Raw genomic sequence first — 10,954 nt, forward strand, 5'->3', positions numbered from 1 at the left:
GCCCAACCTGTCCGGACAGAACACCTAGGCCGCGGCGTCACGGCCACAGATCCGTGAAGTCGTCGACCCGGTCCTCGACCCAGTCCTTGCCGTCGTTGTAGGTGTCCTTGGCCTCCTGGACGGTGCTGTCGATCTCCTTCTCCACCTGGTGGACGACCTCGTCCTTGGCCCAGTCGAAGGCCATGTCGTTGGCGTCCTGCGTGCGACCGCCGGTCAGGTCCGGCTCGTCGCCCTGCACGATGTCGGTGATGTTCGACAAGCTCTGCGAATGGGGGTCGAAGTAGGACGTGTGGTTCTCGATGCCCTTGGTGAGGCTGTCGGCGTGGAACTCCTCTCCGGGATCGACCGGGAAGACGTTGGCTCCGAAGTCGGCCTGCGTCGGATCCTTGCCCATGCCCAGGTCGCCATCGCGGCCCAGCCAGGAGACGAAGTCGTTGTCGGCAGCACCGGCGTAGACCTTGCCCTGCGGCATGCCGAGGTCGCTCGCGCTGTTGACGCTGTCCCCGCCGGCGCCGGGACTTCCGATGAGGGTCAGCGCGTCGGCATCCAGGCCGTGGTCGTGTGCGGCGTGGGCGGCCGTGGTCGAGCCGTAGCTGTGGCCGATCACGGTCAGGTTGGAGTCCGACGACTCCGGCCGCTGGTCGCTGGCACGCAGGCCGTCGACGAAGTCGGCCAGCAGCGCGCCGCCGGCCTCTGCCTTGCCCTCGTTGATCACGCTGCCCATGTCGAGGCCGTCGCCCGGCCAGTCCAGGGCGTTCTCGGGGTTCCAGCTCGGGGCGTCGTAGCCCATCCACGCGATCGTCGCGGCGGACTCGCCATTGGCGATCGCCTCCTTGTAGAGCGTGTAGGCGTCCTTGCCCTGGCCGGCGATGTTGCTGCCGTCATTCGTGATCCCGGGCACGATGACGGCCGTGTTGTCCGCGGTGTCGGGATCGCCGTAGCTGACGGCGACCGCGCCGTCGCCACCGAAGGCGCCGGGCTGGTAGACGAGGAGGTTGACGTCGACCGCGTCGGGGATCCCGTCCCTGTTCGCGTCCGGCAGGCCTTCCGCCGTCGGCACGTTGAGGGACTCCTGCGCCGCCTTCGCCCGGTCGAGCAGCTTCTGCTCCTCCTTGCTCAGATCCTCCCCGGCGTCCACCTTGGCCTGGAGGTCGTCGAGGTCGCGCTCCAGCGAGGTGCGGTTGGCGTCGTCGCGATCACCGGTCGGGATGCCGTTGGTGTTGCCGATCAGGTCGGGGTCGGAGATCTTCAGCGCCTCGCGCTCGGCGGCCGTCAGGTCGTTCCACCAGTCGTTGATCGCCTCGGGGTCGCCGCCCAGCCTCGTCAGCTCGGCCCGCAGGGCAGCGATGTCGGTGGTGTCACGATCGGCGGCATCCCGGCCCTCGGTCGGGGTGTCGACCGCCTGGAAAGCGGCGATCAGCGTGTCCTCGGCCGCCTCCACGTCGTCCCAGAGCTTCGTGATGTCGTCGACGAGCCGGTCGACCTTGCCCTGCAACGTCTCGGCCTGGCCCTGCAGGCTCGCGATGTCGTCGGCGGTGGACTGCTCGATCCTGGACCGCAGGGCGTCGATCTCGTCGTTCACCGTGGTGCGTCGACCCGCGAGCCGCATGCGCGTGGCGGTGAGGGTGACGATGCGGTCGACGTATCTGTCGCAGGCGACGGCCACGCGGGTGAAGGCGGCACGAGTACCGTCGGTCGACGTCGCGACCCGCGTCATCGCATGGTCGGCGGCTTCCGAGGCATCACCGGTCCAGTCGGCGGGGGCGCCGTGGGCGCTCATCCACTCCGAGACATCGGACATCGTGGTGGCCGTGGAGCGGAGCGAGGTGGTGACGCTCGCGGCCTGGGCGGTCGCCTCGAGCTCCTCGACGGCCGGGACATGGCCCGGCACCGTGATCACCGTCATCACAGGCTCCCGGTCGGGGAGATGTTGCGGTCGGTCCACAGCAACAGCTGCTTGGTGCGTTCGATGACGTCTACATCGGCCTGGTGGACGAGCATGGCCGCCTCGCGCAGCGCGTCACCGTGGTCGGTGGCGGTCGTCTGCAGGGCCTTGATCTCGCTCAGCCAGGTGTCGATGAAGGCCTGCGCCGCCGTGGCGACCCGGGGGCCGAGCAGGCCGGCGTCGACGTCGGACAGGGACTTGCGCGAGCCACGGATGGTCTCGCCGGTGTCCTCCCAGGCCTGGGCCGAGGTGTTCAGGGCGGCGAGGTAGACGTAGAGGCTCATGCGTCGACTCGCAGGTCGTCGTAGAGGTCCGCCGGGATGTGGAGCGGGTCGCTGGTGATGTTGATCGAGACGGCGTCACCGACCGCGCTGGCGATCAGCTCGAAGGGACCGGCGACGCCCCTCAGTCGTGGACTGCCGTCGGCCGCGGGCCTCGGCTCCCAGCCGAGTCGCACCAGCAGGTTGCCCAGGGACCTCAGGATCGGGAGCGCCCCGTCGCCCAGATCGGTGTAGCTCGCTGCGGTCACCCATCGGCGTACCTCCGGATGGCTCTGGCTCCACCAGTAGTCCACCCGCGTCGACGGCTCGTGCCCGACGTCGCGGCTCAGCGTGGCCAGGACGGTGTCGGCGTGCTGCTGGAGGGCACGGCACTGCGCGGGAGTCGCGCTCGGCCGGTCGACGATCGGCCCGACCGGGGGGAGCAGCACGATGTTCACATCGGGGTGCCGCTCGCGCAGCGTCCGCATCATCGGATCAGCGGCGACGAGGTCTTCGGGGTCCATGCCAGACAGAGTGCTCTCCAACTGCCCCGGTGAAACCTGTTCGTGGAAGCCTGTGCACAGGCGTCACGATCCAGGCTCGCCAACCGTCGTACCCGCCGCCGCGATCCCGTGCCAAGACGGTGAGCTTGGACATCTGCGTCAGCTTCGCCTCGTCCACGAGGTGCCGGGTTCGATGCAACGCTGCTGCGGACGCGCTCGTTCGAGCGGCATGCTGCGAGCGTACGGCGAAGCGAGCCGTGCAAGTCGCGCCAACCTTTCTCCTGGCGCTGTGCGTTCACACTGCAGGAGCACGGGACCGGAGGGGTCGATGGACGAGCAGGAGTTCACGGAGTGGGCGGTCGGGCGCCAGCGCCTGCTGCTGCGCTCGGCCTACCTGCTCACCGGGGACGCGCACCGCGCCGAGGACCTCGTGCAGGAGGCGTTGACCAAGGTTGCGATGCGGTGGGCCCGGCTGGCGGACGGCAACCCCACGGCGTATGCACTGACGATCATCACCCGCGACAACATCTCCTGGTGGCGCCGACGGCGCGAGGTGCCGGGGGAGGCGACCGACGCGGTGGCTCGCCGCGAGGAACCGGAGATCGCCATGGTCGTCCACCGGGCGCTGCAACGACTGACCGTCGCCCAGCGTCGGGTGGTGGTGCTGCGGCACTTCGACGACCTGACCGAGCGGGAGACCGCCGAGATCCTCGGCGTCAGCATCGGCACCGTAAAGAGCCAGAACGCGGCAGCCCTGGCGCGGCTGCGCGACGGGGCCCCCGAGCTGCTCGACCTGATCGGGAGGACACCGTGAACGACGCACAGCTGCACGACGCGCTGGCCCGCGCGAGCTCGCACGTCGACGCGCCGCAGCTCGCAGCGCGCGCGCTCGCTGGGCGCTCCCGGCGACTCCGACGCCGGCGAGCGGTCGTCGCCGCGATGGTCGTGCTGGCGGTCGCCGTACCATCCGTCCTCCTCGACCGGGACGACCGCTCGGCCGACACGGTGGGCACACCGCAGCCGACGCCGACATCCACGTCGACGCTCGAGTACGTCGGCGATCACCGGACCCAATCTGTGTGGGATCCATTCGACCTGCCCACCGCGCCACGACGCGACTCCGTGCTCTCGACGACGCTGGCCGCACCGGAGACGGCGCCGAGCATCGCCGACAATCCGCTGCCGGACATCGTGGTCGCCTGGTCCGAGGCGAGGCGCGACCTTCGGCTGCTCGGCAGCAACGGGCAGTGGCGCAGCGTTCCCGGAACCGGGTCGGCGATCGTCGGCAGCCTGTCTGACGTCGTGCGGCCCGCGATCAGCCCCACGGGGGACCGGGTCGCGATGTCGACGGACGCAGGCATCCTGGTGGTCCACGCGAGCGGCGAGGAGCAGATCATCCCGTGGCCGCCCGAGCTCGAGGGTCCCTTCGACACGCGACCCGCCCTGCTGTGGCGACCGGGCGACGAGGGCTTCGTCGTCATGCACTGGAAGCAGCCGTGGGTGGTCGGCTTCGATGGCATCGGCGAGCCCGCTCCCTTCGGTAACAAGCACAGCGTCGGCACGCTCATGGTCGATCCCGACGACGGCACCGTGCGCGAGAAGCGGTGGAAGACCAACGACTTGGTCGAGTGGGACGGCGACACCGCCACGAACCGCGTGATCGTCCTCGGGTACGGCGAACGGCTGGTCACCAGGTTCGGGTTGGTCGCCTACACGGGATCTCCGGCCCAGATGGGTGACGTGTCTCGGTCTGGTCCCGTGGTGCTGGACGCGGCCACCGGAGAGATCGTCGGCTACGCCCCGGTACGCGACCCCAGCTCCGTCTACAGCGACAACGGCTTCATGACGGTGCAGGGTTTCCTCGACCCCGACACAGTTCTGCTGCTGGTCGGACCGATGAACTTCCGCACGATGGAGCTAGGCCAGGAGGAGTGGCACCTCGTCGCCTGGCACTTCCGCGACGGCGACTTCGAGCTGATCACGACCGGCGACACGGGCATGCGCAGCATCGAGGTCGCCCCGGCCCTGCTCTGACCGACCGCATCGTCGGACCTCAACCGGGACGTCCGACGGATCGGTCGTCCGGGCTACCGCCCCGTCGGACGTCCCGAACAACGTCCGACGGTGCGGCACTGCGAGAGGCCCCCGGCCCGGAACAGCGACACGCGGCCATACCCCCGTCGGGTGGCCCGGCACCGCGCTCAGGTGGCGGCGCTGGAACAGCTGTGTCCGCGTGTCGCGACGGCAAGTGCCGGCAAACGGCTGGACTGCGCGCCCGGGCCACTCGCGCCGGCTCGGCGGACGGAGCCAGCGGGCCCCCTAGAGTGGCGCCGTGGACTTCTACTCGGCCTACGCCCAGGGCTTCGTGCGCGTCGCCGCGATCACGTTGCCGGTGGCGATCGGCGATCCCGCCACCAATGCCGCGCGCATCATCGAGCAGGCCAGGGCTGCCGCGGACGAGCACGTCGCGGTCGCGGTCTTCCCGGAGCTCGCGCTGAGCGGCTACTCGATCGACGACCTCTTCCTCCAGGACCCCCTGCTCGACGCGGTGCGTGCGGCACTCGACGAGATCGTGGAGGCGACCGCCGACCTGCTCTCACTCCTGGTCGTCGGGGCGCCGCTCGTCAAGGGCAACCGGGTCTACAACTGTGCCGTCGTGATCCACCGCGGGGAGATCCTCGGCATCGCGCCGAAGGCCTACCTGCCCAACTACCGCGAGTTTTACGAGCGCCGCTGGTTCGCCCCCGGCGACGACCAGCACGGGCAGTTCCTGACCCTGGCCGGCGAGGAGATCCCGTTCGGGCCCGACCTCATCTTCTCGGCCGCCGACGTGGACGGGCTCCTGCTGCACGCGGAGGTCTGCGAGGACATGTGGGTGCCGATCCCGCCGAGCGCGGAGGCCGCGCTGAACGGCGCGACCGTGCTCGTCAACCTCAGCGGCAGCCCGATCACCGTCGCCCGCGCGGAGGACCGTCGCCTGCTCGTGCGCAGTGCGAGCGCACGGTGCAACGCGGCGTACCTCTATGCGGCCGCAGGCCAGGGGGAGTCGACCACCGACCTGAGCTGGGACGGGCAGACGCTCATCTACGAGTGCGGTGACCTGCTCGCCGAGGGCGAACGCTTCGCCGAGGGCGCCGTGCGCACGGTCGTCGACGTCGACCTCGACCGGCTGCGCCAGGAGCGCCTGCGGATGGGCAGCTTCGACGACAACCGGCGCGGTGCGGGCGGCGAGGACGAGTTCCGCGTCATCGAGTTCGCGCTCGACCCGCCCGAGGGCGACATCGGCCTGCGCCGCAAGGTCGACCGTTTCCCGTTCGTGCCCGACGACGCCGAGCGGCTCGCGCTCGACTGCTACGAGGCCTACAACATCCAGGTGTCCGGCCTGGAGCGCCGCCTGGAGGCGATCGGCACGCCGAAGGCGATCATCGGCGTCAGCGGTGGTCTCGACTCGACGCACGCCCTGATCGTGGCGGCCAAGGCCATGGACCGGCTCGGTCGACCGAGGACCGACATCCACGCCTTCACGATGCCCGGCTTCGCGACCGGCGAGAAGACGAAGAGCTATGCCACGCGACTCAGCGAGGCGCTCGGCGTGACCTTCGAGACGCTCGACATCAGGCCCGCCGCCGAGCAGATGCTCAAGGACCTCGACCACCCCTACGCCGACGGCCAGAAGGTCTACGACGTCACCTTCGAGAACGTCCAGGCAGGGCTGCGCTACGACTACCTCTTCCGGCTGGCCAACCACCGCAGCGGAATCGTCGTCGGCACCGGCGACCTGTCCGAGCTCGCGCTCGGCTGGTGCACGTACGGCGTCGGCGACCAGATGTCGCACTACACGGTCAACGCTGGGGTGCCGAAGACGCTGGTCCAGCACCTCATCCGGTGGGTGGTCAGCAACGGCGAGTTCGGCGAGGAGACCAACGAGGTCCTCACCGAGATCCTCGAGCAGGAGATCACCCCCGAGCTGATCCCGATCGAGGAGGGCAAGAAGCCGCAGGCGACCGAGGACTCGGTCGGTCCCTACAACCTCCAGGACTTCTCGCTCTTCCACGTGGTCCGCCGCGGCTACCGCCCGCGCAAGATCGCGTTCCTGGCCTGGCACGCGTGGCGCGACGTCAGCGTGGGGGAGTGGCCGCCCGGCTTCCCCGAGAAGGCCCACGTGGCCTACGACCTGGCCGAGGTCCGCGCCTGGCTCGAGGTCTTCCTCAAGCGCTTCTTCGCCAACCAGTTCAAGCGCAGCGCCCTGCCCAACGGCCCCAAGGTCAGCGCCGGCGGGACGATGAGCCCGCGCGGCGACTGGCGGATGCCGAGCGACGCGACCGCGACAGCGTGGCTGGCCGACCTCGCCGCCGTACCGACGCAATCCCGCGACAACTAACCCGCCGAACCACGCGTCGTACCTGACGACTACCCCTGCAACTGGAAAGGTTTGCCAGTGCTCCGTCTCCCGGTCCGCCCCCTGACCGGCGCGCTTATCAGCGCCCTGGTGATCGCGACGACCTCCCTGCTCGGCAGCGCGCCCGTCAACGCCCTCCCCGCGGGCGACGAGTCGGCTGCCGCGCGCGTCGCGGCCACCTCCATCGAGTTCGACACCGACCTGACCCTCGAGATCGCCAGGTGCGAGGACTGTGTGGTCACGTTGTTCTCCTACGACGGGGTCAACCCCATCGACTCCTACGGTCCCGCCACGGTCACGGACGGCTCGGTGACGATCACGTTGCCCTCGGCGCGCACTGCCGGCATGAGCGTGCGCATCCAGCCCCCGTGGGTCACGGCCGTCGCCACGGACACCAACGTCGCGTGGCGCTACAACGGCACCGAGATCGGCGACCGCATCGGCTTCCGGAAGGCACGCACCAAGCGCCGTGCCAGCGGTTGCTGGGCCGGCACCGTCAACGAGGCCGTCACCCTCACCGTCAAGGTGCGCAAGGTCCCCTACCGGGGTCGCCCCGGGGCGATCGCGTGGGCGCCGGTGACCGAGAGCTATGTGCCGCCGATGGAGACCACTCGTCGCGGTGTGCTGGTCAGCGACGACGTCCTGTCCTGCAACATCCGCCGCTGACGGGCGCGACCGGCTCCCGCGCAGACGCCCCGACGCGCCGGCACGACCGTGCGACATGATGTGTCCATGGGCAAGCAGGAAGACTTCGTACTCCGCGCACTCGAAGAGCGCGACGTCCGCTTCGTGCGGTTGTGGTTCACCGACGTCCTGGGCTTCTTGAAGTCCGTGGCGGTGGCCCCGGCCGAGCTCGAGGGAGCCTTCGACGAGGGCATCGGCTTCGACGGCTCCGCGATCGAGGGCTTCGCCCGGGTCTACGAGTCCGACATGCTGGCCAAGCCCGACCCCGCGACGTTCCAGATCCTCCCGTGGCGCGGTGAGGGCCCCGCCACGGCCCGGATGTTCTGCGACATCGTGATGCCTGACGGCAGTCCGTCGTACGCCGATCCGCGCCACGTCCTCAAGCGCACCCTGTCCGCCGCGGCGGACAAGGGGTTCACGTTCTACACGCACCCCGAGATCGAGTTCTACCTCTTCAAGGACCACCCGGTGGCTGGCGAGGAGCCGCGCCCGGTCGACCGCAGCGGCTACTTCGACCACACCGCGCAGTCGATGGGCTCCGACTTCCGCCGCGAGGCCATCTCGATGCTCGAGGCGATGGGCATCTCGGTGGAGTTCAGTCACCACGAGGGCGGCCCGGGCCAGAACGAGATCGACCTGCGCTACGCCGACGCGCTCTCCACGGCCGACAACATCATGACGTTCCGCACGGTCGTGCGCGAGGTCGCGCTCAGCCAGGGCATCTGGGCCTCCTTCATGCCCAAGCCCTTCACCACCCACCCCGGATCGGGCATGCACACGCACGTCTCGCTCTTCGAGGGCGACCGCAACGCCTTCTACGAGGCCGGCGCCGAATACCAGCTCTCCACCACCGGTCGCCAGTTCATCGCCGGCGTCCTGCGCCACGCCAGCGAGATCACCTGCGTCACCAACCAGTGGGTCAACTCCTACAAGCGGCTGATCGGCGGCGGCGAGGCCCCCTCCTACGTCTCGTGGGGCCACAACAACCGCAGCGCGATGGTCCGGGTCCCGATGTACAAGCCCAACAAGGGCCAGTCGACCCGCATCGAGCTGCGCACCATCGACGCCGCCTGCAACCCCTACCTCGCGTTCGCCGTCGTGCTGGCTGCCGGGATGAAGGGCATCGAGGAGGAGCTCACGCTGCCGCGCGAGGCCGAGGACGACGTCTGGTCGCTCACCGAGCGCGAGCGCACGGCCCTGGGCATCCAGCCGCTGCCGAAGAGCCTCTCGGAGGCCATCAGCATCGCCGAGGACTCCGAGCTGCTGGCCGAGACCCTGGGCGAGCACGTCTACGACTTCTTCCTGCGCAACAAGCGGGCGGAGTGGGACGAGTACCGCGGCCAGGTCTCCGCCTACGAGCGTGACCGGATGCTTCCGGTCATCTGAGGTGACCCCCACCGCCGGCTCCCTCGTCCGGCTCGGCTTCCTCGACGGTGCCGCCGCTCGCGCGGGCATCGAGCGGCTCGGGGCGGCCGGCCCGCAGCTGACGAGCCCGCTGGCGGCCTCGGCCGATCCGGACGCGGCGATCGAGGGGCTGCTGCGGCTCGCCGATGCGGTCGAGGACCGCGAGGCGATGCTGGGCGAGCTCGCCGACGACGAGGGTACGGCGATGCGCCTGTGCTCGGTCCTGGGCGCGAGCGAGGCCCTCGCCGCCCACCTGGCGCGACACCCGGAGCAGTGGCGCGAGCTGAGCGACCCGACCCTCGGCACGACCCGGTCCCCGGCCTTCGCGATGCGGGCCGCGCTGCTCGAGTGCGTGGGCGCCGACCCGCTCGCCGAGCGGCCCGTCGCCACGGTGCCCGACGCGGAGGCGGTCGACGCGTTGCGCGTGCACTACCGGCGGATCCTCCTGCGCCTGGTCGCTCGCGACCTGGCCCACGACCTCGCCATCGACGACGCGGCCGCCGAGATCGCCGACCTCGCGGCCGGCACCCTCGAGGCGGCGCTGGCCGTCGCCCGCGCCCGCGTCGGGGAGACGGCGGCTGCCGCGACCCTGGCCGTGATCGCGATGGGCAAGTGTGGCGGCCACGAGCTCAACTACGTCTCCGACGTCGACGTGATCTTCGTCTTCGAGCCGACGGAGGGAGCCGACGAGGGCGTGGCCCTGCGCGCGGCCACGCAGCTGGCCTCGAACCTCATCCAGGTCTGCTCGGACCACACGGGCGAGGGGACGATCTGGCCGGTCGACGCCAACCTGCGCCCCGAGGGGTCGGCGGGGCCGTTGGTGCGCACGCTCGCCAGCCACCGCGGCTACTACGAGAAGTGGGCGAAGACCTGGGAGTTCCAGGCACTGCTCAAGGCCAGGCCGGTGGCCGGTGACCTCGAGCTGGGGCGCAGCTACGTCGAGATGATCGAGCCGATGGTGTGGAGCGCGGCCGAGCGGGACGGGTTCGTGCACGACGTGCAGGCGATGCGTCGCCGCGTGCTCGAGCACATCCCCGCCCACGAGGCCGGGCGACAGCTGAAGCTCGGGTCGGGCGGCCTGCGAGACGTCGAGTTCGCCGTACAGCTCCTGCAGCTCGTGCACGGGCGCGCGGACGCCTCGGTGCGTTCCGCGACGACCCTGAGCGCGCTCGCCGAGCTGACGCGGGGCGGCTATGTCGGTCGCGAGGACGGCGAGGCGCTGCACGACGCCTATGCCTTCCTGCGCACGCTCGAGCACCGCATCCAGCTGCACCGGCTGCGGCGCACGCACGTCCTGCCCGAGGACGAGGCGTCGCTGCGCCGGCTGGGGCGGTCGCTGGGGCTCTACTCCGAGCCGATCGCCGAGCTCGACAAGCAGTGGAAGTACCACCGCCGCGAGGTACGGCGCCTGCACGAGAAGATCTTCTACCGCCCGCTGCTCGCGGCCGTCGCCAAGCTCGCCGGCACCGACGCCCGGCTGTCGCTGGACGCCGCGGAGGCGCGGCTCTCGGCGCTCGGCTACGACGACCCCAAGGGCGCGCTGCGGCACCTCGAGGCGTTGACCGCCGGGGTGTCGCGCACCTCCGACATCCAGCGCACCCTGCTGCCGGTGATGCTGTCGTGGTTCGGCGACTCGCCCGATCCGGACGCCGGGCTGTTCGGCTTCCGCCGGCTCAGCGAGAGCCTGGGTCGCTCGTCGTGGTACCTCAAGATGCTGCGCGACGAGGGCCAGGTCGCCGAGCGGCTGGCCTTCCTGCTC

The 10,954-nt window shown here is 70.4% G+C and carries 9 protein-coding genes; 6 read left to right on the plus strand and 3 right to left on the minus strand.

The annotated features are described in order from the left end of the window. Positions 1–37: 37 nt before the first annotated feature. From CF8_RS07810 to CF8_RS07820, 3 genes are read right to left on the minus strand one after another with little or no spacing between them, the layout of a single operon-like run. Positions 38–1,906, minus strand: coding sequence for an alpha/beta hydrolase (locus tag CF8_RS07810; RefSeq protein ID WP_036490500.1), 1,869 nt, complete (start codon positions 1,904–1,906; stop codon positions 38–40). Further along, positions 1,906–2,229: a hypothetical protein gene (locus CF8_RS07815; RefSeq protein ID WP_010832588.1), complete on the minus strand. Its 324-nt coding sequence runs from the start codon at positions 2,227–2,229 to the stop codon at positions 1,906–1,908. The genes CF8_RS07810 and CF8_RS07815 overlap by 1 nt, the downstream gene beginning before the upstream one ends. Continuing rightward, positions 2,226–2,729, minus strand: a complete 504-nt coding sequence (locus CF8_RS07820; RefSeq protein ID WP_010832589.1) for an ADP-heptose--LPS heptosyltransferase — start codon at positions 2,727–2,729, stop codon at positions 2,226–2,228. The genes CF8_RS07815 and CF8_RS07820 overlap by 4 nt, the downstream gene beginning before the upstream one ends. Positions 2,730–3,036: 307 nt before the next feature. On the opposite strand from CF8_RS07820, the gene CF8_RS07825 reads away from it, so the two are divergent. The 6 genes from CF8_RS07825 to CF8_RS23005 all read left to right on the plus strand — a co-directional run. Then, the gene (locus tag CF8_RS07825) at positions 3,037–3,522 is read left to right on the plus strand and encodes a SigE family RNA polymerase sigma factor (protein WP_010832590.1); all 486 of its coding nucleotides are present in this window, start codon (positions 3,037–3,039) and stop codon (positions 3,520–3,522) included. Then, positions 3,519–4,742 (plus strand): hypothetical protein, encoded by a 1,224-nt coding sequence (locus CF8_RS07830; protein ID WP_010832591.1) that lies wholly within the window; start codon positions 3,519–3,521, stop codon positions 4,740–4,742. The genes CF8_RS07825 and CF8_RS07830 overlap by 4 nt, the downstream gene beginning before the upstream one ends. A 298-nt stretch (positions 4,743–5,040) precedes the next feature. Beyond that, positions 5,041–7,089, plus strand: coding sequence for an NAD(+) synthase (locus tag CF8_RS07835; protein WP_010832592.1), 2,049 nt, complete (start codon positions 5,041–5,043; stop codon positions 7,087–7,089). A 57-nt stretch (positions 7,090–7,146) separates the two neighbouring features. Next, complete coding sequence (locus tag CF8_RS07840; RefSeq protein ID WP_036490502.1) at positions 7,147–7,773, plus strand: hypothetical protein; 627 nt, start codon at positions 7,147–7,149, stop codon at positions 7,771–7,773. Between the two features lie 66 nt (positions 7,774–7,839). Then, entirely contained in the window at positions 7,840–9,177 is a 1,338-nt protein-coding gene (gene glnA, locus CF8_RS07845; RefSeq protein WP_010832594.1) for a type I glutamate--ammonia ligase, read from the plus strand. 1 nt (position 9,178) lies between these two features. Continuing rightward, on the plus strand, positions 9,179–10,954 hold a 1,776-nt coding region (locus CF8_RS23005), incomplete at its 3' end, for a bifunctional [glutamine synthetase] adenylyltransferase/[glutamine synthetase]-adenylyl-L-tyrosine phosphorylase (protein WP_010832595.1).

Source organism: Nocardioides sp. CF8 (assembly GCF_000389985.1).
GTDB lineage: Bacteria > Actinomycetota > Actinomycetes > Propionibacteriales > Nocardioidaceae > Nocardioides > Nocardioides allogilvus.